23 protein-coding genes are annotated in these 25782 nt (G+C 67.0%); 13 read left to right on the forward strand and 10 right to left on the reverse strand.

What is annotated here, in order from left to right; all coding sequences use genetic code 11:
* Positions 1-123 precede the first annotated feature (123 nt).
* The 8 genes from ABLE92_RS01465 to ABLE92_RS01500 all read left to right on the forward strand — a co-directional run bounded on the left by ABLE92_RS01465 (position 124) and on the right by ABLE92_RS01500 (position 9817).
* Entirely contained in the window at positions 124-597 is a 474-nt protein-coding gene (locus ABLE92_RS01465) for a DUF4307 domain-containing protein (protein WP_348802736.1), read from the forward strand.
* A gap of 76 nt (positions 598-673) precedes the next feature.
* Positions 674-1426 carry a queuosine precursor transporter gene (locus ABLE92_RS01470; RefSeq protein WP_348802737.1) on the forward strand — a complete coding sequence of 251 codons (753 nt, stop codon included), beginning with the start codon at positions 674-676 and terminating at the stop codon, positions 1424-1426.
* Between the two features lie 168 nt (positions 1427-1594).
* Entirely contained in the window at positions 1595-2092 is a 498-nt protein-coding gene (gene greA, locus ABLE92_RS01475) for a transcription elongation factor GreA (protein WP_348802738.1), read from the forward strand.
* A 118-nt stretch (positions 2093-2210) separates the two neighbouring features.
* Entirely contained in the window at positions 2211-3092 is an 882-nt protein-coding gene (locus ABLE92_RS01480) for an SGNH/GDSL hydrolase family protein (RefSeq protein WP_348802739.1), read from the forward strand.
* A gap of 63 nt (positions 3093-3155) precedes the next feature.
* Complete coding sequence (locus tag ABLE92_RS01485) at positions 3156-4610, forward strand: DUF3375 domain-containing protein (RefSeq protein WP_348802740.1); 1455 nt, start codon at positions 3156-3158, stop codon at positions 4608-4610.
* Entirely contained in the window at positions 4607-5203 is a 597-nt protein-coding gene (locus ABLE92_RS01490) for a DUF4194 domain-containing protein (RefSeq protein ID WP_348802741.1), read from the forward strand. Before ABLE92_RS01485 ends, ABLE92_RS01490 begins: the two co-directional genes overlap by 4 nt.
* A complete protein-coding gene (locus ABLE92_RS01495) occupies positions 5203-8598 on the forward strand; it encodes an ATP-binding protein (RefSeq protein ID WP_348802743.1) in 3396 nt (1131 codons plus the stop codon). The genes ABLE92_RS01490 and ABLE92_RS01495 overlap by 1 nt, the downstream gene beginning before the upstream one ends.
* A 28-nt stretch (positions 8599-8626) precedes the next feature.
* Complete coding sequence (locus ABLE92_RS01500; protein WP_348802744.1) at positions 8627-9817, forward strand: Wadjet anti-phage system protein JetD domain-containing protein; 1191 nt, start codon at positions 8627-8629, stop codon at positions 9815-9817.
* A gap of 33 nt (positions 9818-9850) precedes the next feature.
* Here the strand turns inward: ABLE92_RS01500 and ABLE92_RS01505 are convergent, their stop codons facing one another.
* The 6 genes from ABLE92_RS01505 to ABLE92_RS01530 form a co-directional block, all read right to left on the reverse strand.
* Positions 9851-11131 (reverse strand): HipA domain-containing protein, encoded by a 1281-nt coding sequence (locus ABLE92_RS01505; protein WP_348802745.1) that lies wholly within the window; start codon positions 11129-11131, stop codon positions 9851-9853.
* Positions 11128-11373 carry a helix-turn-helix domain-containing protein gene (locus ABLE92_RS01510; RefSeq protein ID WP_348802746.1) on the reverse strand — a complete coding sequence of 82 codons (246 nt, stop codon included), beginning with the start codon at positions 11371-11373 and terminating at the stop codon, positions 11128-11130. Before ABLE92_RS01510 ends, ABLE92_RS01505 begins: the two co-directional genes overlap by 4 nt.
* Before the next feature lie 332 nt (positions 11374-11705).
* Positions 11706-12452: a DUF4352 domain-containing protein gene (locus tag ABLE92_RS01515; protein WP_348802747.1), complete on the reverse strand. Its 747-nt coding sequence runs from the start codon at positions 12450-12452 to the stop codon at positions 11706-11708.
* A 355-nt stretch (positions 12453-12807) separates the two neighbouring features.
* Entirely contained in the window at positions 12808-13200 is a 393-nt protein-coding gene (locus tag ABLE92_RS01520) for a type II toxin-antitoxin system VapC family toxin (RefSeq protein ID WP_348802748.1), read from the reverse strand.
* Between the two features lie 6 nt (positions 13201-13206).
* A complete protein-coding gene (locus ABLE92_RS01525; RefSeq protein ID WP_348802749.1) occupies positions 13207-13470 on the reverse strand; it encodes a type II toxin-antitoxin system Phd/YefM family antitoxin in 264 nt (87 codons plus the stop codon).
* Positions 13471-13569: 99 nt separating this feature from the next.
* The gene (locus ABLE92_RS01530) at positions 13570-14445 is read right to left on the reverse strand and encodes a hypothetical protein (protein WP_348802750.1); all 876 of its coding nucleotides are present in this window, start codon (positions 14443-14445) and stop codon (positions 13570-13572) included.
* Positions 14446-14607: 162 nt separating this feature from the next.
* On the opposite strand from ABLE92_RS01530, the gene ABLE92_RS01535 reads away from it, so the two are divergent.
* From ABLE92_RS01535 to ABLE92_RS01545, 3 genes are all read left to right on the forward strand, one after another.
* Positions 14608-14916, forward strand: a complete 309-nt coding sequence (locus ABLE92_RS01535; protein WP_348802751.1) for a hypothetical protein — start codon at positions 14608-14610, stop codon at positions 14914-14916.
* Between the two features lie 98 nt (positions 14917-15014).
* Entirely contained in the window at positions 15015-16052 is a 1038-nt protein-coding gene (locus ABLE92_RS01540) for an ATP-binding cassette domain-containing protein (protein WP_348802753.1), read from the forward strand.
* Entirely contained in the window at positions 16049-16885 is an 837-nt protein-coding gene (locus tag ABLE92_RS01545) for an ABC transporter permease (RefSeq protein ID WP_348802754.1), read from the forward strand. The genes ABLE92_RS01540 and ABLE92_RS01545 overlap by 4 nt, the downstream gene beginning before the upstream one ends.
* Here ABLE92_RS01545 and ABLE92_RS01550 read toward each other — a convergent pair.
* Positions 16867-20238, reverse strand: coding sequence for an AfsR/SARP family transcriptional regulator (locus tag ABLE92_RS01550; protein ID WP_348802755.1), 3372 nt, complete (start codon positions 20236-20238; stop codon positions 16867-16869). The genes ABLE92_RS01545 and ABLE92_RS01550 overlap by 19 nt on opposite strands.
* Before the next feature lie 79 nt (positions 20239-20317).
* On the opposite strand from ABLE92_RS01550, the gene ABLE92_RS01555 reads away from it, so the two are divergent.
* Positions 20318-20836, forward strand: coding sequence for an SRPBCC family protein (locus ABLE92_RS01555; protein WP_348802757.1), 519 nt, complete (start codon positions 20318-20320; stop codon positions 20834-20836).
* A 37-nt stretch (positions 20837-20873) separates the two neighbouring features.
* Here the strand turns inward: ABLE92_RS01555 and ilvA are convergent, their stop codons facing one another.
* Genes ilvA through ABLE92_RS01570 form a run of 3 tightly spaced genes read right to left on the reverse strand, consistent with a single transcriptional unit; the run spans position 20874 to position 24729 of the window.
* Complete coding sequence (ilvA, locus tag ABLE92_RS01560) at positions 20874-22073, reverse strand: threonine ammonia-lyase (protein ID WP_348802759.1); 1200 nt, start codon at positions 22071-22073, stop codon at positions 20874-20876.
* Positions 22074-22107: 34 nt separating this feature from the next.
* Positions 22108-23289, reverse strand: a complete 1182-nt coding sequence (locus ABLE92_RS01565; protein ID WP_348802761.1) for a cystathionine gamma-synthase — start codon at positions 23287-23289, stop codon at positions 22108-22110.
* Between the two features lie 39 nt (positions 23290-23328).
* On the reverse strand, positions 23329-24729 hold the full coding sequence (locus ABLE92_RS01570) for a cystathionine beta-synthase (protein ID WP_348802762.1): 1401 nt from the start codon (positions 24727-24729) through the stop codon (positions 23329-23331).
* 84 nt (positions 24730-24813) lie between these two features.
* Here ABLE92_RS01570 and ABLE92_RS01575 point away from each other — a divergent pair, with 84 nt between their 5' ends.
* Positions 24814-25752: an SGNH/GDSL hydrolase family protein gene (locus ABLE92_RS01575; protein WP_348802763.1), complete on the forward strand. Its 939-nt coding sequence runs from the start codon at positions 24814-24816 to the stop codon at positions 25750-25752.
* The last annotated feature ends 30 nt before the right edge of the window (positions 25753-25782 follow it).

Genomic DNA, 25782 nt, shown 5'->3' on the forward strand with positions numbered 1-25782 from the left:
TCCGCCACGCGCCCCAGATGTCGAGGGAACCGACGGCGTCGATACGTCGGGTCCGGCGGTGTGGGTCTCGGGCACAGTTCCTCGCCTTCGGGTCGTTACTCCTCTCATGGTAGGTATTGACGCGTGAACAGTTCAGACGGGGGCCGCCCATCGGGCCCCGACCTGCATGATCGCCCCCACAGTGGGCCGCGGGCGACGTACCCCGTCACACAATCGGCGTCGAGTCGCCGGTTCTGGTTCCTCGGATTGTCGGCGCTCGTCGTCATCACCGGCGTCGTCCTGGCGGTCATCGGCTACCAGAAGTTCGCCGACCCCGACGTCTCCGGATCGGCCACCGGCTACGAGATCCTCGACCCCTCGACGGTGGCCGTGCAGTTCACCGTCAACCGCGCCGATCCGTCACGCCCGGTCGCCTGCGTGGTGCGCGCCCGATCCAAGGACGGCTCGGAGACCGGTCGCCGCGAAGTCCTGATCGGCCCCGGTGAGGTGCAAGAAGGCCACCGCGTCGACGTGGCGACGTCGGAACCGCCGGTGATCGGCGAGGTGTTCGGGTGCACCACCGACGTGCCCGCCTACCTCACCGAGCAACCGCAGTGACCGCCGAACACAATTACCTACCACCACAGTGACCGACAACCACAGTGCCGATAACCACAGTGACGGGGCAGCACCGGTGACACAGACCGAACCACGCGAGTCGCGGGCGATCTTCGCCACCGTCTCGAGCCCCTATCTGCCGATGCTGACCGCCCTGTTCGTCGGGGTGATGCTGATCAGCAACATCACCGGCACCAAGGGTGTGCTGCTGTTCGACCAGTGGCTGCATCTCGACGCCGGCCCGATCCATCTCAACGGCCTCGTCACCGACGGCGCGTTCTTCCTGTTCCCGCTCGCCTACGTGCTCGGCGACGTCATCAGCGAGGTCTACGGCTTCCGCGCCATGCGCCGGGTGATCCTGGCCGGATTCGTGGTCTTGCTGATCGCCTCCGCCTGCTTCTGGCTGACGATTCACCTGCCCGCCGCGCCCTTCTATTCCGGCCAGGAATCCTTCGAAACCGTCGCCGGCGTGGTCCCCCAATTCCTGCTCGCCGGATTGCTCGGATATCTGGCCGGTGAGTTCCTCAATTCCTTTGTGCTGGTGAAGATGAAGGAACGCGCCGGCGAGCGTCGCCTGTGGGCCCGGCTGATCGGCTCGACGGTCGTCGGCGAGTTCGCCGACACCCTGGTCTTCTGTTCGGTCGCCGCATCCGCCCTCGGCATCTCCACCTGGGGCGACTTCATCAACTACACCGCGGTCGGATTCGTCTGGAAGACCCTCGTCGAGGTGGTCGTCATGCCCATCACCTACCTGGTGGTCGGCTGGCTCAAACGTGCCGAACCGTCGTATGCCCAGGCGTTGGAACGGGTTCATTCCGCCGACACGTGATGTGCGCCTCATGGCAATCACTGCTATCCTGTATTGAAACACGGCTCCGCGAGGGGTCGTGTTGCTGCATTTAGAGCGGACGACAGTCCCACACACAAGTTTTACAGCAGTCCATATGTCCCGGTTGAAACCAACGCCCGGGGCGCGGACAACACAAAGGAGTGACCGATGACCGACACCCAGGTGACCTGGCTGACCCAGGAGTCGCATGACCGTCTCAAGGACGAGTTGGACTCCCTGATCGCCAATCGTCCGGTCATTGCCGCCGAGATCAACGAGCGTCGCGAAGAGGGCGATCTCAAGGAGAACGGCGGTTACCACGCGGCCCGCGAGGAGCAGGGCCAGCAGGAAGCGCGCATCCGGCAACTGCAGGAGCTGCTCAACAACGCCAAGGTCGGCGAGGCACCCACCCAGTCGGGTGTGGCACTGCCCGGTTCGGTCGTGACCGTCTACTACGACGGCGACGAGTCCGATTCGGAGACCTTCCTGATCGCCACCCGCGAAGAGGGCGGCGCCAACGGCGGTTCGCTGGAGACCTACTCGCCGAGCTCCCCGCTCGGCGCGGCACTGATCGACGCCAAGGTCGGCGAGACCCGTGAGTACACCGTGCCCAGCGGAGCCACCGTCAAGGTGACCCTGGTCAAGGCGGAGCCGTACCACAGCTGATCTGATCGACGAGTCCTCGATCGCGGTCGCCCACCCGGGCGGCCGCGATCGTTGCGTTTGTGGGCTCGATGCCGACCAAACCCACCCCACGCAAACTAGAACGTGTTACACATGAGGTATGAGTCTGCTCGCATACGCGCGCAGAGCGGGGGTCCTCGTCGTATCCGCGTGGTTCGCGGCCGCGATCGTCGGCGCCGGTTCTGCCGCCGCCGCACCCGCCCCGGCACCGGTCACCTACGTCAACATCGGTGACAGTTACTCCTCCGGGGCGGGCGTGATGCCCACCGCCCCGGGCACGTCTCCCCTGTGCGCGCAGTCCGAGCACAATTACGCCCACCTCATCGCCCGCCGGCTCGGATATCACCTCACCGACGCGAGTTGCGGCGGCGCGAAGACCGACGATTTCTTCGCCGCCCAATATCCGGGCCTGCGACCGCAACTCGATGCGGTCACCCCGGACGCCGACCTGGTGACCTTCATGATCGGCGGCAACGACGGCATGGTCTTCGCCGAGACCGTCGCCAAGTGCGTGGCCGCGGCGGCTACCACCGGCGGCCAGGGATCGCCGTGCGCGAACACCTACGGCGACAGCATCATTGCGCAGATCACCACCGAGACCTACCCGAAGCTGGTCCGCGCCATGGCCGCCGTCCGTGCCAAGGCCCCCCGGGCACGCGTCGCGGTGATCGGCTATCCGTGGATCATGCCCGCCCGATACCAGCCCTGCCCGACCTTCCCCGTCGCCACCGGAGACGTCGCCTACACCCACCGAATCCAAGCGGCACTGAACGATTCGATTCAACGGGCCGCACGTCAGACCGGCGTCACCTACGTCGATGCCGCGACACCGTCGGTCGGACATGACAGTTGCCAACCGGTGGGCAGCCGGTGGGTCGAACCCCTGATCTCCGATCAACAGATCGTCCCGGTCCACCCGAATGCCCTGGGCGAACGAGAACTGGCCACCATCACGGTCGGAGCACTGGATCTCAAACGTTGACACCTGCTCGTCGACGCGCACCGCGTCCGCGAGGATGTCGGTCCCGGCGTCTAACCTGGCTTCGTGCAGTATGACGAGATCGCCTCGGTGCGCGCGACCAGCGCGGCCTGGCGACTGCTGCGCGCCGACAACGCACCGCTGATCCTGTCGTTCCTCGGCCGGGTGTTCGTCGACGACAACGTCCGTGAGATCTCCGAATCGCACCTGACAGGACTGCTCGACGACGAGCTGTACGCCGTCAACCAGCGCCTCGGCGCCGACACCCACCCCAAGTCGGCGAAGGCCTACCTCGACGACTGGTCCTCGGCGGAATCGGGATGGTTGCGCAAGTACTACATCACCGACAGCGACGAACCCCACTACGACGCGACGGCCGCGGTGGAACGTGCCGTCGCCTGGGTCGATGCACTGCGCGTGCGATCATTCGTCGGCACCGAGTCCCGGCTGAACACCGTGTTCGACCTGCTGCGGCAGATCGTGTACGGAACCGAGACCGACCCCGAGGTACGCCTCGCCGAGTTGCGGCGGCGGCGCGCCGACATCGACGCGGAGATCGACGCCGTGGAACGCGGCGACATCAGGCTCCTGGATGCGACCAGTCGCAGTGACCGGTATCAACAGTTCTCCGATACCGCCCGCGCTCTGCTCTCCGACTTCCGGGAGGTCGAGGCCAACTTCCGCGCCCTCGATCGGCAGATGCGCGAACGGATCGCCACCTGGAACGGCACCAAGGGCGAACTCCTCGACGACATCGTCGGCAGCCGCAACATGATCAGCGATTCCGATCAGGGCCGCAGCTTCGGCGCCTTCTACGATCTGCTGCTGTCGGCCGACCGCCTCGACGAGCTGACCGATCTGATCCGTCGGGTGCAGACCGTCGACGGTGTGCGCGACATCGATGCGCGACTCGGCCACGTCCATCACGACTGGCTCGACGCCGGTGGCCGGACACAGGCCACGGTGCGGCAACTGTCGGAACAACTCCGCCGGTTCCTCGACGACCAGGTCTGGCTGGAGAACCGCCGTGTCATGGACCTGCTGCGCAACATCGAGGCCACCGCGATCGGTCTGCGCGACGAACGCGTCACCGACTTCTCCCACGAGATCGATGCCACCGCACCCGATGTCACGCTCCCGATGGAGCGTCCGCTGTATCGCAAACCGGCGACCGCCGCCGTCGACAGCGGCGGCATCACCGCCGGGCAGGTCGACGGAAGTGCCGACGCACTCTACGAGCAGATCCATGTCGATCCCGCACCGTTGATCGACGGCGTCCGGAAGATGTTGCGCCGCACCGACCAGATCACTCTCACCGACGTCGTGGCGGCCGCGCCGCTGCGTCAGGGCCTCGCCGAACTCGTCACCTACCTCAGCCTCGACGACACCACCTTCGCCAAGAGCTTCGACGAGTCGGCCACCGACCTGGTGACCTGGACCGACGAGAACGGCACCACCCGCACCGCCCGCATCCCCAGGGTGATCTACACCCGCGCCACCCACGGAGCACGAGTCCGATGACCCGACCCGCCACCCGCACCGACCTGCACCTCCCGCTGGCCGTCACCGCCCTGATGAAGGGGGTGGTGTATCGCGATGCGCACGAGACGATCTGGCCTCATCTCGTCGGGTTGGCGCCGCAGGTCGCCGATTATGTCGCCTCCCTGGGTCTGACCGTCTTCATCGACGAATCGGAGGGCTATGCATTCCTGCGGTCCAAGAGCGACGATGAGCTCGCCGACCTCGGAATCCCGAGACTCGTTCCCCGGCATCAACTCTCGTTGCACACCAGCGTGCTGCTGGCGCTGCTGCGCAAACGTCTCGCCGAGTTCGACTCGACCGATTCCGGGCCCCGGCTGATCGTGTCCACCGAGCAGATGGTGGAGATGATGACGCCGATGCTGCCGCAGAGCACCAACGAGGCACGCACCGTCGACCTCGTCGAGACGGCGTTGCGGCGTGCCGCCGACCTGGGGTTCGTCCGACGAATCCCCAAGCAGGAGGGGAAGTTCGAGGTCCGCCGCGTGATCAAGGCGTTCGTCGATGCCCAGTGGTTGGCCGGCCTCGACGCCCACCTCGCCGAGTACGCCGAGATCCTGGCGGAGGGACGCTGATGACCGGACTCTTCGCCGCCACCGAACTCCAGAGCACCGACGACGCCCTGCCCGGATTTCGTCTCCGCAGATTTCAGGTGCTCAACTGGGGCACCTTCGACGGCCGCGTCTGGACACTGAACCTCGACGGTCGCAACGGATTGCTCACCGGCGACATCGGTTCGGGAAAGTCGACGCTGGTCGATGCCCTCACCACGCTGCTGCTCCCGGCGAACCGGGTGGCCTACAACAAGGCCGCCGGCGCCGACACCCGGGAGCGCGACCTGCGCTCCTATGTGCTGGGCCACTACAAGTCCGAACGCAACGAGACCACCGGCAGTTCACGACCGGTCGCCCTGCGCGGCACGTCGAGTTACTCGGTGATCCTCGGGGTGTTCGCCAACACCGGAGTCGACGAGGAGGTCACCCTCGCGCAGGTCTTCTCCACGCGCCGCGACAACGGCCAGCCCGAGCGATTCTTCACCGTCACCGACCACGCCCTCGCCATCGAAGCCGACTTCACCGATTTCGGCAACGACCTCAAGAACCTGCGGAAGCGGCTCCGACACAACGGGACCCGAATCCACGACCACTTCCCCGAGTACGGTCGTGACTATCGGCGTCGGTTGGCCATCCGGTCCGAGCAGGCCATGGACCTCTTCCATCAGACCGTGTCGATGAAGGCGGTGGGCAACCTCAACGACTTCGTCCGCGACCACATGCTCGAACCGTTCGACTCCGGCACCTGGGTCGAGAACCTCGTCGAACATTTCGGTGACCTCACCGCCGCCCACGACGCCGTCGTCATGGCGCGCACCCAACTCGCCGAACTCGAACCGCTGCTGGCCGATCACGACCGCTACGAGGATCATTCGCGCCGGGCCGCCGACCTTCGTGCGCGTCGCGCGGCGTTGCGCTTCTACTTCGCCGAACGCCGCGTCGAGTTGTTCACCGCCGACATCGACGCCCACCGCGCCCGACTGTCGGCCACCGCCGGTGAACTCGACACCGTCGAGACCACACTCGCCGATCTGCGTTCCCGACTCGATGAGCTCAAGATCGAGCAGGCCGGTCACGGCGGCACCGAGATCGCCACCCTGGAACAGCGCATCGCCGAGGCGACACGGCAGCGTGAGGAGCGCAGTCGCGCGCACGCCACCTTCGCCGGATTGCTCGAGGCCGCCGATCTGCCCGAGGTGAGCGATCGAGCGCAGTTCGATCAGCGGATCAGCGAGGTCGCCGGCACCGTCGAGCGTCTCGACACCGACATCTCCGAGCACCGCAACGCGATCACCGAACTCGGCGTCGACCGCCGGCAGTTCGACACCGACGGCGCACGCCTGGCCGCGGAGATCGCCAGTCTGCGCGGTCGCACCTCCAACATCCCCGATCGCAACCTGCGAATCCGCGAGATGATCTGTGCGGGAACCGGTATCGCGCCGTCGGGGCTGCCGTTCGTCGGTGAGCTGATCGGCATCCGGGACGACGAAACCCGCTGGGAGGGCGCGGCCGAACGCGTCCTGCGGGGATTCGGACTGTCGATCCTGGTGGCGCAGGACGACTACGACGACGTCTCCGCCTGGATCAACGACCACCACCTCGGTGGCCGTGTCGTGTATTTCCGGGTGCCGAACCGTGTTCCGCGCCAGGATCAGCCCGCCCCACCGTCGGATGCCCTGGTCCACAAGCTCGACATCAAGGACGGTCCGTTCTACGGGTGGCTGGAACGCAAGCTCTTCGAACGCGCCCGGCACATCTGCGCCGACACGATGGACCGGTTCCGCGGCGAGGAGTACGCCGTCACCGTGGCCGGCCAGATCCGGTCCGGCGGCGGACGCCACGAGAAGGACGACTCGCACCGGATCGACGATCGCCGCAACTACGTCCTGGGCTGGCGCAACGAACAGAAGATAGCCGCGCTGATCAGCGAGGCACAACGCATCCAGGCCGAACTCAACCGCATCGGTGACGACCTGACCGCCCGCAACCGGCAGGTCGAGATCCTGACCACACGCCGTGCGGCACTGGACAAGCTCACCGTGTTCACCTCGTTCGACACCGTCGACTGGCGGTCGGTGGCCGCGCGGATCGCCACCCTGACCGCGCGCAAGACCGAACTGGAACAGTCCTCCCACGAACTCGCCCGGATCACCGCCGACATCGATGCCACCACCGAACGCATCGCCTCGACCAACTCCCGGCGCGATGGGTTGCGTGACACCATCTCCCGCGTCGAGGTGGCGCTGACACAGTCGGGCGCGGGGCGCACCTCCGCGCAGGCACTGCTCGACGACGACGGCTACGCCGATGCCGCAACGCATTTCGAGGTGATCACCTCCGACATCGGTGAGGCCCCGGTGACGCTGGAGACGGCCGCCGACATCGAGAACCGGCTGTCGGCATCGCTCACCGCCGACTCCGATCAGCACGCGTCGCGGGCCGGCCTGTTCGCCACCCGGGTGGTCAACAAGATGTCGGAGTTTCTCCGCAACCATCCGGTGGTGTCCACCGAGATGGACGCCGACATCGGCGCCGCAGGCGAGTTCCGGGACCTGCACCGCCGACTCGCCGATGACGATCTGCCCCGTTTCGAGCACGAATTCAAGACCTACCTCAACACCAACGCGATCCGCGACATCGCCATCTTCTCCGCGCAACTGAACAAACAGGTCGATGTCATCGCGTCGAAGATCGACACCATCAACGACTCGCTCGCCGGTATCCAGTACAACCCGGGCCGACATATCCGGCTGGAGGTCAACGCCTCCCCCAACACCGAGATCCGCGACTTCCGCGACCAACTCCGCCGCTGCAGCGACGGTTCCTTCGACGCCGATGCCGACGACCACTACGCCGAGGAGAAGTTCCTGCTCGTCAAGTCCCTGGTGGAGCGATTCCGCGGACGTGACGGCCACACCGACATCGACCGCAAGTGGACGCGCCACGTCACCGACGTGCGCAACTGGGTGACCTTCGCGGCGTCGGAACGCTTCACCGACACCGACGTCGAGTTCGAGAACTACACCGACTCCGACGGTAAGTCAGGTGGTCAGAAGGAGAAGCTCGCCTACACCATCCTCGCGGCCTCCCTGGCGTATCAGTTCGATCTGAAGTGGGGTGCGCGGACGTCGCGGGATTTCCGCTTCGTCGTCATCGACGAGGCCTTCGGTCGCGGTTCGGACGAATCCGCACGCTATGCCCTGTCTCTGTTCAAGCGGCTGGGACTGCAACTGCTCATCGTCACGCCGCTGACCAAGATCTACACGATCGAACCGTTCGTGTCGGCGGTCGGCTATGTGGAGAACCGCACCGGCAGCAATTCCCAACTGCAGTGCCTGACCATCGAGGAATACCAGGCGCAACGTCGTGCCCGGGAGATGATCTCCGTCATCGACGACGGCACCGGCACCGCATGAGTGGTGTGCGTGCGATGCGGCCGCCCCGATGACTGAGACCGCCCCGATGACGGAGTGGACGACCCCCGACGACATCGTCGGCAGGCTCCGTCGCCGGTGGGATCGCGGCGAATTCCTGCGCGCCCGCGCACATCACGCACCGTTCGAGGTGCTCGACCTGCCGATCCGCGGCCCCAAGGTCGGCGAACTCGGCGAACGCTTCGACGATGTCGGCGCGTGGGTTCGACTGTGGCACAACGCACGTCGACAACACCCGCTGACTGTCATCGACAAGACCGTCGGCGGGCGGCGGTTCGGGGTCACCACCCTGCCCGCACGCGTACGGGTGGACGATCTCGCCGACCTGTCCCGGCTGCTCGGCACCACGCGTCAGATCGCCACCCACGACCGGCTTCTCGAATCGGCGGCGTGGGCTCCCCGGGTGCGCGACTGGGTCGCGGACAAACCGCATCGGGCACTCGCCCACGCCGACGACTTCGCCGCGCTGATGGTGGCGCTGCGCTGGATCGTCGACAACGCCGGCAGTGGCCGGCGACTACGAGAGATCGATGCGCCCGGCATCGACACCAAGTTCATCGAATCCCACCACCGCATCCTGCTCGAACTCGGGGCGCTGGTGGTCGAATCCGACCTGATGCGTCCCACCGAGCCGGGCATCGCCGGCCGCTTCGGATTCGCCACCGCCGACACCCGCATCCGGTTCCGGATGCTTGATCACGACATCGATTCGCCGATCGCCGGATTCGACGACGTCGAGGTGCGCGCCGTCGACCTCGCCCGTACCCCACTGCGTGTCTCGACCGTCTACATCGTCGAGAATCTGGCGACGTACCTGTCCTTCCCCGACGTGCCCGACGCCGCCGTCCTCTTCGGCGGCGGGTACGCGGCCGTCGCGATCGGCGCACTGACCTGGTTGCGTGACAAGCGAATTCGGTACTGGGGTGATCTCGACACTCACGGGTTCGCCATTCTCGATCGGGTCCGCGTCACCATCGGCCACGCGGAGTCGTTCCTGATGGACTCCGACACCCTGCTGGCCCATCGACGTTCCTGGGGCACCGAACCGCATCAGGTCACCCGATCGCTGCCACGCCTGACCGACGCCGAGGCCCAGACCTATCAGGCGCTCGTCGAAGCGACCTTCGGTCCGTCGATCAGGCTGGAGCAGGAACGGATTCCGATGGCGCAGGCCCGCGAGGTTCTCGGGCTCGACGGGTAGTCGTCGGCAACACCGCACCTGGAACCGCCGGCGTCAGTTTCTCCGGAGTAGCGGCAGAGTCGCCACACTGTCGACGACGGACGTCGCGAATTCCCGGGTTGCCACGTCGACATGACTCAGTTCGTCGCGGGCCGCTTCGAACGCGCCGGGGGCGTCGGCACGCAGCCCATCGAGGAGGCCGATCGCCCGCTCGGGGTCAACCGCCAATTGCCTTGCGGCGTCCAGGCATTGCTTCGTGCCGATGGCGTCGAATCGATACTCTTTACCGATCCGCATTGCGGAGTATGTCGGGCTGTCCGGGGTGCGATAGGGCGCGTAGGTCGCGAGATCGTAGAGTGGCGCCATTCGCACCGACGTCCGATCAAGCATCACCGAGTAGTTCTTGATATGCGCATCGGTGCCCTGAATCACGGTGTTGAACATCAGGCCCTGGTAGAACGCCCACGACGCTGGCGCTCGTTCGGCAGGGCGCGGAAGTCCCCGGAATAGGCGCGCGACATCACCGACACCCGGGCCACCGTCATGGCGCTGATATTTCTTGTCCGGTGCGACGGCAAGCGCCTGCCCTAGGTCTTCCTGATGGAGTCGACACCACTGTCCGTCGCGAAACGCCCGATCGTAGCGTTCGATCACGATCGTGGGAATGTTGTCGAACACGTGTACTTCGCTCACAGCCACCGGAAGTCCGAGGATCGCCGCCGCCCGCATCGTCATGTGTTCCACGACGTCGAGGCGCCGGAACCCACCGGCGGTCGGCTTGAGGATGTGGGTGGTCGGGGTGGCCTCGAGCGGTTCGGCCCACATTCCGCCGCCGGTGCGGAGCAGCGCTGTCTTTGGCTGTGCGCCGGCGAGGCTGAACCTTCCCAATACCGCAGCGGCGGAACGCCCATCGCGATATTCGTCGATCACCGCCCGCAATTGGGACGCGACCTCGGTATCGGTCAGCTCGCGATAGCGCCCTCGGGTCAGCACCGCATCCGAGGAGTCGCGCCCCTCGGGGACAATTTGCAGGGCTCCGGCCACGTCTTCCCCGGTGTGCTCGAGGATCGCGAAAGGGTTCCCGGCGGCGACTCCGAATCGACGAGCGATCGCCTCGCGGGCAGCGGCATTGTCGGTGATGAGCCCGTTGAAATACGGCAACACCGCTCGCCTGCGGTGCTCTGCAATGGAGAGCGGCATCGACAGCGAGATAGGCGTCGCGTCGGCGCGTGAGCGGTAGTCATCGTCGTACACGAAGCGAAGGTCACCGGCGGCGGATTGCAGCAGACGCCCGCAGAGGACGCCATCCATGTAGACCAGGAGCACGTTCGTCATCGAGGGTCCTCGTTGTCACCAGAAGCGGGGAAGGCGGGATCGGCGACAACGTCGAACGCGTAACCCAGCGCCGAGTAGACGTCCATCACCTTCGACATGTCCACCGACGGTTTGCCGTTCTCGAAGTTCAGCAACCACCGCATCGATACTCCGGCGCGCTCGGCCAGAGCCGCTTGCGACAGCCCGGCATCCTCACGGAGGCTCCGGAGGACGATCCCCGCCTCACGCGGTGTGCGAAACATGCGAACTCCTCTCCTACTGCTGCTCACCATGTGCACGTTCGTGCACCATAACTCTTGTGCACGTGCGTGCACAAGCTTCGGTGGTGAACGTCCGTGCACACAATGGAGCGAGTGTTGAACCTGAACCAACGAGCGCCATTCAGCGATGACGGTCCGCCCGCGCACAAAGCGGCCACGTACTGCTGCAAAGACCATTCAAAATCTCATGAGATTCATGCCCGAGAAGGGACTGACCCCCGCGTGCACTGAGGACCGAACCCGGGTCATGAACGCGCACAAGCCCGGTGGCCTCCCACCCATCACGGACGGAAGGCCATCGAGCACAGCATCGCTCAGGCCAGATTGACCGTCACCCCGCCCGAGAACGCGGAGTCGTGCAGTTCGATGCTCGCCGGCACGGCGTCCTGGGGCATGTCGTAGACCACCTTCGCGGTCACCGTGTTACCGGGATTGATGTTGTCCCACACGGGGATATCCGATCCGCCGAGCGCGATCTGGGCCGAGGTGCTGGGCTCGAAGCTACGACCCTGACCGTCGAACAGCTTCTGATCCGACGGCGAGAATCCATACGCCTGGTCGGAGATGTTCTTGACCGTCATGGTCACCACCACGAACTGCCCCTGCGCTTGCTCGGTCAGATACGGATTGTCACCCACACTGGCCAGACCCTTCTCGACGCCGGTGACGACGAACTCGAACTTACCGTCCCGCACCGGCGTGTTCAGACCCGCAGCCTGGTCACCGTTCTCCTCGGTGGCGGTCGCCGGCCCACCCGAGGTGCCCGACGACGCGGAGTCGTCCGACCCGCCCGCCGACACCGCCGCGACGATGATGATGAACAGCACCACCAGCGCACCAACGATCCACGGCCACTTCCGCTTCCGCTTCTTGGGCACAGGCATCGGCTGCTGGGGCGCACCGTATTGAGGTGCACCGTACTGGGGTGCGCCGTACTGAGGTGCGCCGTACTGAGGTGCGCCGTACTGGGGCACACCGGACTGAGGCACACCATCCTGGGGGGCGGGTCCGTACGGCTCCGAACCCTGCTGCGGCTGAACGGGATTCTGGGGATCGGTCATGATGAGTTCTCCTTCTCAGGGCGGCGCCCGGGAAGTCGGCTCCGCCTGGCGTCACACACTGCTCAGGAGGTCCGACAGAACCGGCCGCGCGGTCATTCGACCGAATGCTTCCCCTCTCGGAGCTATTTGATAGCACCCGATCAAATCGACCGCTCTAATTACGTTACGCGGCCTGTGTCCGATTTGGTCGATATGGCGCGGACGGAGCCTATGGACACGGTCACACAGGAAAGCCTGCGCTGAGATACCCGTCTGCAGAATCCGTCGGTCCACTACAACGCCGTCGGCCAGGCCGTGATGGCCGAAGTCACCGCGCGCGCGGCCGGTCACCTCGGGGTAGGTCAGCTCGAGTAGGTCAGCTCGGCGTTACGGTGGCGACCCCGAGCGCATGAGCCGCCGCGGCCAGTCGGTCGTCATAGGTCACGATCGCCTCGAGATCGTCGCCGAGGTCGAGTGCACAGGCCAGGTGCAGCGCATCGAGGGACCGCATCACCGCGGGGTCCAACAGTCCGGCAGCGTCGAAGACATCAGTTCCCATGGTCATCAGGATCACGGCATCCAGAACGGCGCGCGTCTGGATCACCAGGTCCGGCGCCACCCGACGTACCGCGCGGAGCAATTCGGTACGCGCCAGATCCGAGGACACCAGCACCCGTTCATCGGCGGCCATCCACCGACGCAGAGCGACCGTCTCCGTCTCTGCGACAACAAGTTTGGCCAGTGCCGAGGTGTCAACGTAGTGCGCCACGCTGCGTCAGTACCGTTCGTCGTCACGCATGGCCGCCAGCGCCTCCGACAGATTCGGACCGGGTAACGGTTCCGGTAGATCCCGGAGGGCCCGACGAGGGGGCCGGGCGGTTCCGCCCTGAAGCCGACGGCGTAGTGGTGACGCCGGAATGGCCGTCATCTGCGCCACCGGCCGGCCGCGATCGGTGATCGTGACGGTCTCGCCCGCAGCGGCCGCGGCCACCACCGCCGACGCATTCTGTTTCAGGGCACGAATACCGACTTCGGACATGTGCTTCATTGTAGAACAAGGCCCGCGGTCCGCCCCTCGAATGCCCGCCGTCCCCGCGTCGTGCGGCACCGAACGCCCGGGCTCCCCCACGCGATGCGCTCACGCCACGTCGAGCAGCCGGAGCGGCGGCGTTGTCGCATTGTCGCCGAGCGCATCGGAATCGCCATCGGAACGCACCGAGATGACGTTGTCCTGCAACGCTTTTCCAATCCTCTGCATCAGCTCCACGATCGAGGCGTCGGCGTCGTTGAAGCGACGCCGCGCGGCCAACGGCACATCGAAGCAGGTGGCCTCGACGAGCACGGATCTCTTCCATCCGGCGCCGCGAATCCAGTCCAGGTCACGACTGCGTGTGAGTGGCGCGACCACCACCAGGGGTGCATTCTCCTTCGTCCACCACAGGATTCCGTCGACGTCGACCTCCGGCATCTCCGGAGCGTCGGCGGGCAGGATCTCGCGAAAGCGCTGCGGTGACTTCTCGAAGAGCAGCAGGCCGGCCGGCCCGAGTTCCGCCACGGCGGTGGTCACGCCGGGCTCACCTCGGGGTGCCTCGCCGAGACACGTGAGTACATGCTCGGGCACCCAGATCGGGGTGATGCGTTCGAGCGTGTCGACCGCATTGACCGAGTGCACCGCACGCAGCGACGCGAGGCGGATCATCTCGACGATGTCGCCGAGTTCCCCGATCAGCCGGTCCTGATCGTCGACCGCCCCGAACTCCGACTCGTCGAGGTCTTCGAGCATCGCTTCCACCGACGACATCCGTCGTTGCAGCGGGAGCAGGTAGGAGTACCACTCCTCGCCCAGTTCGTCGTGCGCGCCGGCCAGTCGGGTCTGTATCTCGGCGACCGATGTCACCGTCCACGGCACGCGCCGTACTTCGCGGTGGTCGGCGGCATGGCGCCGTCGGCCGGTGTCACGGCCGGCATGACGGCCTCGGGTCTTCTTCGGTGTGGTGTGGTGTCGTCGTCCCATGCCGGGCAGCGTAAGCCCGATTCGCCCGACCACCTCCGGGAAATTCCACAGGCCCGCCACCCACACACAGCCAATCCACAGGCGTGGTCCAGATCACCATCAACCTGCGGGTTCATGGTGGACTCATCGGACTTATCGGTCCCGCAACGAAAGGAGACCCCGATGCGGATTCACAAGCACACCCCCGAGATCCCGATGATCGTCCTCACCGACGATCCCGCAGTCCGCGGCTACGCCGACGCCCTGTTCGACACCGATGTCCCGGTGGCCATCGTCAGCGCCAGTTACGCCGACGTCGTCCCGTACATGCTCGGCAACAACGGCCACACGGTCGCCCTGGTCGCCGACGTCGACGACCCCGAACAACTCGCCGCGGCGATCCTGACCGTCGAACGACGACTGGGGACGGTCGGATCGGTCATCCGCTACGGCGCCGACCTGCCGACCAGCCCGCTGCCGACCGCCGCCTGACCTGCGCTGACCCGCCGGGGCACCGCGATTACACCGTTTGTCGGCGCGCGTAAGCGAACGTAAGGACGACGACAGCGGCACGGTTCATAGTGGTTGACATGACATCAGCAACCACCGCCGGCCCGGCCCGGGTGAGTGACGGGACCTTCGGGACCGACCTCGCCATCGAGGCCCACGGGCTGGTCAAGACATTCGGATCGAACCGCGCCGTCGACGGCGTCGATCTCGTCGTCCCCACCGGATCGGTGTACGGCGTCCTCGGCCCCAACGGCGCCGGGAAGACCACCACGGTCAGCATGCTGGCCACATTGCTCAAACCGGACGCCGGCACCGCCAAGGTCTTCGGTTTCGACGTCGTCGACGACGCGGTCGCGGTGCGGTCGCTCGTCGGCGTCACCGGGCAGTACGCGTCGGTCGACGAGGACCTGACCGCGACCCAGAACCTGGTCGTCTTCGCCCGCCTCCTCGGACTGTCCCGCAAGGCATCCAAGGCCCGCGCCGCCGAACTCCTCGAGGAGTTCTCCCTCACCGAGGCCGCCGACCGTCCGCTCAAGGACTTCTCCGGCGGCATGCGACGACGACTCGACCTCGCCGCCAGCCTCATCGACACTCCGCCCCTGCTGTTCCTCGACGAACCCACCACCGGCCTCGACCCGCGTACCCGGGCGCAGATGTGGGACACCATCCGCCGACTCGTCGCGAACGGCTCGACGGTGCTGCTCACCACCCAGTACCTCGACGAGGCCGATCAACTCGCCGACCGCATCGCGGTCATCGATCACGGTCGCGTCATCGCCGACGACACCGCCGACGCGCTGAAGAACTCGGTCGGCTCGGCCACCCTGCAGCTGAGGCCCGCCGATCGCGCCGCGGCGCCGCGGGTGGCCGAGATCGTCGAACGGGTCCTCGGTGAACCGGCCGCTCTCTCGGCCGAGGCCGGCTGGGTCTCGGCATCGCTGCACCGCCCCGACCTCGTTCCCGATGTCCTCATCGCGATGCGCGCCGACGGCATCACCGTCGACGAGATCACCGTCCAGAAACCCAGCCTCGACGAGGTGTTCCTCACTCTCACCGGCAAACCCGCCGAGACCGAGGGCACCTCCGATCACGATGCGAACGAGGAGAATCAGGGATGACCACCACCGTCGCACCCACATCCGTTCCCCAGGCCATCACCACCCGCGACGTCCGCGGCCAGGCCAAACGCTCGGTCAGCCTCGTCGAGACGATCCGTCAGTCATTCACCATGGCCTACCGCGGCGTGCTCAAGATCCGGCACAACCCCGAGCAACTCTTCGACGTGACGATCCAGCCGATCGTGTTCACCTTGATGTTCACCTACATCTTCGGCGGGGCGATCAGCGGTAATGTCCACGCCTACCTGCCGGTGATCATTCCCGGCATCATGGTGCAGACCGTGATCATGACGTCGATCGTCACCGGCACCCAACTCCGCGAGGACATGGACAAGGGCGTGTTCGACAGATTCCGCTCGCTCCCGATCGCGCGGATCTCTCCGTTGTCGGGGGCATTGCTCGCCGACGTGATCCGCTATCTGATCGCCAGCACGCTGACCATCGTGATGGGCATCATCCTGGGTTGGCGTCCGGACGCGCTCGGCGCGATCGCCTCGGCCCTGCTCGTCATGATCTGCAGCTTCGCGGTGTCCTGGATCTTCGCCCTGATGGGCTGCCTGATGAGCAAAGCCTCTGCGGTGCAGGGCATTTCGCTGCTCATCATGTTCCCCCTGACCTTCATGTCCAATGCCTTCGTCCCGGTGAGCACCATGCCGGGGTGGCTGCAGGGATTCGTCAACGCCAACCCGGTGAGCCACCTGGTCACCGCGGTTCGTGATCTGACCGCCAACGGACAGGCGACCATCCACGTCGTGTGGGCCCTGCTCGGCGCGTTGATCATCACCGTGATCTTCGCCCCGCTCGCGGTGCGCGCCTATATGCGCAACGCCTGATCCGCATCACGGAACGACGCCAGGATGGTCCGCACCTCTGCGGCCGCCTGGCGTCGTCGTATGCGCTCGACGTCACGAATCTCGTTGTCCCACCGGACCGAATCCACCTCCGACAGCTCACGCATGTCACGATCGACGAGGTACAGACCGAGGCTGTCCCGGCGTGCCCCCATCCGCCGCGACAGCATCAGCAGTCGCACCCCGTCGTCGTGTGTGCGCGGATCGTCGAGGAGCACGTAGCCGGCGGCGAGGACGATGCTCCCCGCCTGCGGCACGTCGAACCATCCGCCGGTGTAGGTCGACACCAACCCGTCGACGATCATCGGCACGAAGCCGCGGGCCTGCCGCGCCCGCCCGCACCGCATCAATCCCACCTCGGCCATCGCCACCATCATGGCCACACTCGGATCTCCCGCACCGATCGGATGATCGCGGCGCAGCAACGCCATGGTGCGCCGGTAGAGGTCGCCGGCCGTGTCCACCTCGCCGCGGGCGAGTGCGTATTCCGCATGCGACAGCAGGATTCCCGCGGCCATCTCCGGGTTCGCCTGCGGATCGGGGTCGGCGGGCGTCCATCCCTCCGACAGGATCGCCAACTCCGTTGCCGCATCCTGCAATTCACCCAGGGCCACCAGCGTGATGACGAGGTGGACGCGGGCCTGTATCTCGTCCTCGTAGGCGCCGAGCCGGACGAGGTCGACCACGCCCACCCGGTAGAACTCGACGGCGGTTCGCCACTGCGCCTGCTGGCCATGGATACTCGCGATCCGCACCTGCGCCATCCCCGACAGCCAGACATCCCGCGGGGCGGCCACCTCACGCAGTTGCAGCGCGTCGGCGAGCGCCCCGTCGAGCTGACCGAGGTTCTCCCGCAGGTTCATTCGCGCCGACAACGCCGCCGTCGAGACCGCGGCGTCCGCCGAGAGGGTTGCCCGTACGATGTGGCGCAGCGCTGCGATCGGTGTGCGGCTGAGCACACATGCGGTGACGAAATCGGTCGTCGACAGATAGGTCAGGTCAGCCCGGAACAACCGCCGCAGATAGTAGCGGCCGGTCGCCAGTGCCCGCAGGTCGTGATGAAGCACCCGGTGCGCCATCGACATGAGCAGCGTGGCCTGCCACGCCCGGCGCACCGCGGTGTCGGCGACCAGCACAGGCGGGGGCGGTAGAACACCGAGAAGCCTTCCGCCCCAGTTCATCACCTCCGCATGCAGTCCTCGCGCCATCCAGAAGCCGGCGAGGATCGGAAACACCGTGACCACAGTGTTGACCACCGCGGTGTCGACCGCGCCGTCGGCACCCGGCGTGGCACCGGACGGCACCGGATCGGACTGCACGGCAGGATCGGACTGCACAGGGAGATCGGACTGCGAGGCTTCGAGCGCGTCAACGCAGTCGCGGAGCACCCAGACAAGATTCTCCGCATCGGCCGCCACGGCGCCGATCAACTCCTCGTCCACGCCGTCCTCGTACGACGTCATCACGTCAGCGGCCAGCGACCGCGCCCAACGGCGCATCCCGGCCCGGACATCCTCGGATTCGCCTGCGTCGGAGGCGAGTTTGCCCTCGCCGAATTCGCGCACCATCTCCAACATGCGATACCGCACATGACCGCCCTCCTCTGCGACGGTCAACAGCGACTGGTTCACCAACGACGCCAGCGCGTCGTCGAGGCGGACTCCCCGGAAACAGGTGACGATCTCGGCCGCGTCGGTGGTGAACCCCGCCGGGAACCGGCACAGACGACGCAGGGCGGCCCGGGCGTCGTCGTCGAGCAGATCCCAACTCCAGTCGATCACCGCGTACAACGTGCGGTGCCGGTCCGGTGCGCTGCGATCGGCTCCGCGCAACAACGCGAACCGCTCGGCCAACCGGCCGGCGATCTCGTCCACCGTCATCGTCCGGATCCGCGCGGCGGCCAGTTCGATGGCCAACGGCAATCCGTCGAGGTGACGGCAGAGTCCGGCCACCGCGGCGGGATCCAGGTCGGCGCCCGGCCGGACCGCGACCGCCCGGGTCACGAACAATTCCATTGCCGCACCGCCACCCTCGACGTCGAGCACCGGCAACAGGTAGATCTGCTCGGCGGGCAGCATCAACGGTGAACGACTCGTGACCAGAACCCGTAGCGCCGGATCGGCGGCGAGGAGATCGGCGACGAGGCGGGCGCAACGGTCGATGACCTGCTCACAGTTGTCCAGGATCAGCAGGACCCGCCGGCCGCGCAGCGCGTCGAGCAGCCGCTCCTGCAGATCACCGACGGCCCGACGGGGACGACCACTGCCGGTCAGCTCGGCCTCGCCGACGCCGAGCGCAGCCGCGATGGCCGGGACGACGTCGTCGTCGTTGCGAATCGGCGCCAACGGCACGAAGTGCACGCTGTCGCCGGCGTCGACGCGCCGATGCCCCACCCGGTTGGCCACCCGCGTCTTGCCGACGCCACCGGGGCCCTGCACCGTCACCAACCGGTGCGTCCCCAGCAGTGCGTCGATCGCCTCGACGTCGCGGGCACGACCGATCAGACCTGTTGTCTCGGAGAATAATCCGGATGAGCGGCCACGCCGCGGACTCGCGGAGTCACCGGCCGGGGTGAGGCCGTCGTGTGCAGCGCCTGCGAGCAGTTCGTCATGCAACGCCGAGATCTGCGGACCCGGGTCGACGCCGAGTTCGGCCGCGAGCGCCCGCCGTAGTCGGGCGTACACCGAGATCGCGTCGGTGCCCCGGCCCATCGCCACCAGCGCGCGCATCAGATCCAGATGCGCAGACTCGTCGAGGATGTCGGTCCGGCAACGCTTTTCGGCGATCGATCGTGCCAGATCGAAATCCCCCCGGGCCATCGCGGCACCACCGCGACGACGATCGAGGGCGTCGGCGACCTCGGTGGCACGAGTCCGCACCTGCTCGATCAGCTCATCGGAACCGTCGGCTCCGAGATCGTCGCCGGCCGTACCCCGGAACCAGCCCATCGCATCCGCCAGTGACGTCGCATCCTCATCAGCGGCGCAGGCCATCACCACATCGAGATCGGTCCGGCATCCCACCAGTCGGTATCCGGTGCCGGATGCCTCGATGTGCGCGGCACCGAGCAGGCCTCGCAGCCGCGAGATCTGGGTGTGCAGCGCCGACGCCGGTGATCGTGGCGGGGTATCGCCCCACACATCGTTGATGAGTCGCTCGGCCGACCGGGTCCGGCCGCCGGCCAGTGCCAGCGAGGTCAGCAGGCGTTTGGCGCGGATGCCGGGCACCACCGCGATCGCGGAATCCTCCGGCAGCGCACCACTCTCGGGCCCGGCCGCGGTGATGACCGCCACCGGGCCCAGTAGCCCGATGATGGTCTGCTGCTCCGGCCCCACCCCGCCAGGGTAGTGGACGACGGCACACCGTCACCGCAACCTGCTTCGTCGAGCACCGCGTCATGACTACTGTCGTGTCATGGCGCGCAGCTACGACCTCGAACCGTTCGAACTCGACTTCTTCGACACCGCCCCGATCCGGTTTCGCATCGATGTGAACATCCCGGTGACGCCCGCACGGGCATGGGCGGAGCTGACCCGGCAGAACACGCTGGACTGGTGCAAGCCGATCAAGTCGATCGACTTCACCTCACCGGCCCCCTACGGCGTCGGCACCACGCGACGGGCGGTGCTCTCTCCGGGCTACCTCACCCTGAACGAGTACTTCTTCGACTGGACCGAGGACCCGGAGAACACCAAGTTCCACAACGCTTTTAGGGTGGAATCGATCAATGTCCCGGGGTTGCGGCGCTTCGGCGAGTACACCGAGATCACCCCGGCCGCCGTCGGCTCACGACTGGTGTGGACCTTCGCGCTGGAACTCGGGCCGTCCTCGCGAGCGCTCAATGCGTTCTCCAATCCCGCATCGACGCCGGTGTTCCGCACCATCGAGGCCGACACCCTGCGCCACTTCGCGCATCTGTCACCGCAGGGCTGAGCACCGACCTGGACACCACAGGGCCGGGCACCGCAGGTCAGCGGACGAAACCGGCCTGCGTCAGCGCCGCACGCACGGCGACCTGATGGTCGGGGCCGCGGGTCTCGGCGCTGACGGTCACCTGGACCTCGCCCAGCGACAGCCCTTCGGCGACCCTCGAGTGCACCACGTCGACGACGCTGGCGCCCTGCTCACGCAGCAGTTCCAGCAGTGAGATCAACCCGCCGGGCCGATCGGGTACCGACGCGGTGATCGTCAGGAATCGACCTGCCGCGCTCAGACCGGTGGTGGTGACGTGGCTCAGCACCAGCGGATCGATGTTGCCGCCGGAGGCCACCACACACACCTGCCCCGCCACATCCCCGAGTGCGCCGTCCATCGATGCCGCCACCGCGGCCGCACCGGCGGGTTCGACGAGCAGCTTCGCCCGCTCGAGCATCAACAGCAGTGCCGTGGCCAGCGATTCCTCGCTGACGGTGACGACGTCGTCGACGAGTTCCCGGATGTGGGCGAACGGCACCTCGCCCGGCAGCGCGACCGCGATACCGTCGGCCATCGTGGACATCTCCCGCGCCGCCACCGGATGACCGGCGCGCAGTGATTCCGGCCAGGCAGCGGCCGACCGAGCCTGCACCCCGACGATCCGGATCCCCGGATGGTCGGGCTTGATCGCGGCGGCCACCCCCGCGAGCAGACCGCCGCCGCCGAGCGGCACCACGACCGTGGTGACGTCGGGGAGTTGTTCGAGTATCTCGACGCCCACTCCGGCCTGCCCGAGCACGATGTCGCGATGATCGAACGGATGGATCAGGACCGCGCCGGTGCGGTCGGCGTATTCCTTTGCGTACGTGAGGGATTCGTCGACGGTCGCTCCCGCCAACTCGACCTGGGCACCATAGGCACGGGTGGCGACGACCTTGGGCAGGGCCGCACCCACCGGCATGTACACCCGGGCGGTGATGCCGAGTCGAGCCGCCGACCAGGCCACCCCCTGAGCGTGGTTGCCGGCGCTGGCCGCGACGACGCCCCGGCGTCGTTGGGACTCCGACAGTCGCGAGATCCGGTAGTAGGCGCCACGGGGCTTGAACGAGCCGGTGCGCTGCAGGTTCTCGCACTTGATCCAGACGTCGGCGCCGACCCGTTCGGAGAGCACCCGCGAGGCCACCATCGGTGTCCGCCGCATGACACCGCTCAGCGCGGTTGCGGCCGCACCGATCTCGTCCGGGGTGAGCAACATCGCCGGTTACCTGTGCCGGGTGTCTCGCGGCGGCTTACTTCAGGGCCTGCTCGAGATCGGCGAGGATGTCGTCGATGTCCTCGATACCCACCGACAGCCGCACCAGATTCGACGGAACCTCCAGCAACGACCCCGCCGTCGAGGCATGGGTCATCGCGCCCGGATGCTCGATGAGTGATTCGATGCCGCCGAGGGATTCGGCGAGGGTGAACACCTCGGTCCGCGCGCAGAACTTCTTCGCGTCGTCGACGTCGCCGTTCACCAGGACCGACACCATGCCGCCGAATCGCTTCATCTGCTTGGCCGCGACCTCGTGGCCGGGGTGCATCGGCAGTCCGGGGTAGAGCACCCGCTCGATGCGGTCATGCCTCGACAGGAAGTCGACGACGGCTTCGGCGTTGTCGCAATGCTTTTCCATCCGGACCGCCAGGGTCTTGACGCCGCGCATCGTCAGGTAGGCGTCGAACGGTCCGGGCACCGCGCCCGCGCCGTTCTGCAGGAAGGCGATCTTCTCGTCGAGTTCGGCGTCGTCGGTGATGAGCGCCCCGCCCACCACGTCGGAGTGTCCGCCGAGGTACTTGGTGGTCGAATGCAGCACCACGTCGGCGCCCAGGGTCAGCGGCTGCTGCAGGTACGGCGTGGCAAAGGTGTTGTCCACCACCAATTTCGCCCCGGCCTCGTGGGCGACGGCCCCGATCTCCTCGATGTCACCGACGTTGAGCAATGGGTTGGTGGGAGTCTCCACCCACACCAACTTGGTGGCGGGAGTAATCGCTGAACGGATCGCATCGACGTCGGTCACCGGCGCGACGGAGTAGTCGATCCCCCACTGGGTGAAGACCTTGTCGATCAGGCGGAAGGTGCCGCCGTATGCGTCGTTGGGGATGACCAGGTGATCGCCGGGCCGCAGCGAGGCCCGCAGCAGGGCGTCGGTGGCGGCCATACCGGAGGCGAAACCCCGTCCGTACGTGCCGCGTTCGATGGCCGCCAGGTTCGCCTCCAGGACACGACGCGTCGGATTTCCGGTACGGGCGTACTCGAATCCGTCGCGCATGCCGCCCACACCGTCCTGGGCGAAGGTCGAACTCGCGTAGATCGGGACGTTGACGGCGCCGTTGAGCGGGTTCGGCTCGTACCCGGCATGGATCGCGTCGGTGGCGAACCCCCGGCGGCGCCCGGTGTCCTGACGATCAGTGCTGTCCTGACTGTCACTCACGTGCAACTCCTCCTCGCTGAGCTGGTGGACTCGCCGGACCTAACCGGCGGTGATGGTGGGATGGGTGCTGACAAAGGCCAGCAGATCGTGGCGGGTGATGACGCCGATAGGCTTGCCGTCCTCGACCACCATGAGTGCGTCGGTGTCCGAGAGCGCCTTGGTGGCCGCCGACACCGGCTCGCCGGAACCGATGAGCGGGAACGGTTCTCCCATGTGCGCCGACACCGGATCGGCGAGGCTCGCGCGGCCCTCGAACACGGCACTGAGCAGATCCCGCTCGGTGACCGCACCGGCCACCTCGCCGGCCATCACCGGAGGCTCGGCGCCGACCACCGGCATCTGGGAGACGCCGTATTCGCGCAGGATCTCGATGGCGTCACGCAGGGTCTCCGACGGATGCGTGTGCACCAGATCCGGCAGGGCTCCGGTCTTGCCGCGCAACACGTCGCCGACGAGCGGCTCCGGCCTGGTGCTGTCCAGTGGCGTGCGCAGGAATCCGTAACTGCTCATCCACTCGTCGTTGAAGATCTTCGCCATGTAGCCGCGGCCGCCATCGGGCAGCAGCACGACGACGACGGCGTCGGGACCTTCACGCTGCGCCACCTGCAGTGCCGCCACCACGGCCATGCCGCAGGACCCACCGACGAGCAGTCCCTCCTCACGGGCCAATCGGCGCGTCATGTCGAAGGAGTCGGCGTCGGAGACCGCGATGATCTCGTCGGGCACGCTGGGGTCGTAGGCCTCGGGCCAGAAATCCTCGCCGACCCCCTCGACGAGATAGGGCCGGCCGGTGCCGCCGGAGTACACCGAGCCCTCCGGATCGACGCCGATCACCTTCACCGCGCCGCCGGACACCTCCTTGAGGTAGCGGCCGGTGCCGGTGATGGTGCCGCCGGTGCCGACGCCGGCGACGAAGTGGGTGACCTTGCCGTCGGTGTCGGCCCAGATCTCCGGACCGGTGGTCTCGTAGTGGCTTTGTGGTCCGGCCGGGTTGGCGTACTGGTTGGGCTTCCACGCGCCGTCGATCTCGCGGGCGAGGCGGTCGGAAACGCTGTAGTAGCTGTCGGGGTGCTCGGGCGCGACGGCCGTCGGGCACACCACCACCTCGGCTCCGTAGGCGCGCAGGACGTTGCGTTTGTCCTCGCCGACCTTGTCCGGGCACACGAACACGCACTTGTAACCGCGCCGCTGCGCGACGAGCGCCAGACCGACGCCGGTGTTGCCGGAGGTGGGTTCGACGATCGTGCCGCCGGGGCGCAGTTCGCCGGACTTCTCGGCGGCCTCGATCATCCGCAGGGCGATCCGGTCCTTGCTGCTGCCCCCGGGGTTGAGGTATTCGACCTTGGCCGCGACGAGCCCGGAACCGGGAGTGACCACCGAGTTGAGCTGGACCAGGGGCGTGTTGCCCACCAGGTCGACGACAGAATTGGCGATGCGCATGCCTCCATCGTCCCAGAGTCGCTCGGCGCCGTGGAAACCGACATCGGGGCAGGGCCCACTCGTGGTGCCACTAAGCTGGCTGACGTGTCCGGTACCCGCTCCAGCGACCACCGACTCCTGCGTGATCTGGGCGCCACCGCAGCTGCGACGTCCGCTGCGGCGGGGATCACCTGGGGTGGCTACAACCTGTTGGTATGGCAGGCCCAGAAGGCTCGCACGGTCATCCCGCACCGCACCGACAACGCCCCCAACGGCGACGGCATCTACCGCCCCGATGGCAGCGGGCCGTACCGGGTGACCCGCGAGAACCGCGACGTCGTCGAATTGAACCTGGCGGTCTTCGGGGATTCGACGGCCGCCGGACTCGGCGCCGACACCCCTGACCAGACGCCCGGCGCACGACTGGCGCGGCGCATCGCCGTCGACACCGACAACGTGGTGCGCTACAGCAACAAGGCCATCGTCGGGGCCACGTCCAAGGGGCTGGCCGCCCAGATCGACGCCATGCTGATCGCCGGTCATCGTCCCGACATCGCAGTCATCCTCATCGGCGCCAACGACGTGACCGCCCGCAACGGGATCCGCGCCTCGGCCTCCCGACTCGGCGAGGCGGTGCGGCGACTGCGTGCCGTCAACGCCCAGGTCGTGGTCGGTACGTGCCCGGACCTGGGTGCCATCACAGCGATACCGCAGCCGCTGCGCACCCTCCTGCGCCTGTGGGGCGCGCGCCTCGCCGCCCGGCAGAAGGCCGCGGTCCGCGGGGCCGGTGGACGGCCGGTGCCACTGGCCGATCTCCTCTCCGACCATTTCCGTCAGTCCCCCGACCGCATGTTCTCCGTCGACCGGTTCCATCCGTCGGCCGACGGGTACGAGCTGGCCGCCGACATCCTGCTCCCGGAAACCCTTGCCGCGATCGGGGAATGGGGACCGGCTCCCCTCCCCCAGCTTCCCGAGGTGTCGCCCACGGTCAAGTCGAGCAAGCTGATGGATCGGCTGTTGCGTCGTGCGCGCGACATCGATTGACACACCACGATTCATCGACGTCGGAGTGGG

The organism is Gordonia oleivorans, from assembly GCF_040044975.1.
Classification (GTDB): Bacteria; Actinomycetota; Actinomycetes; order Mycobacteriales; family Mycobacteriaceae; genus Gordonia; species Gordonia oleivorans.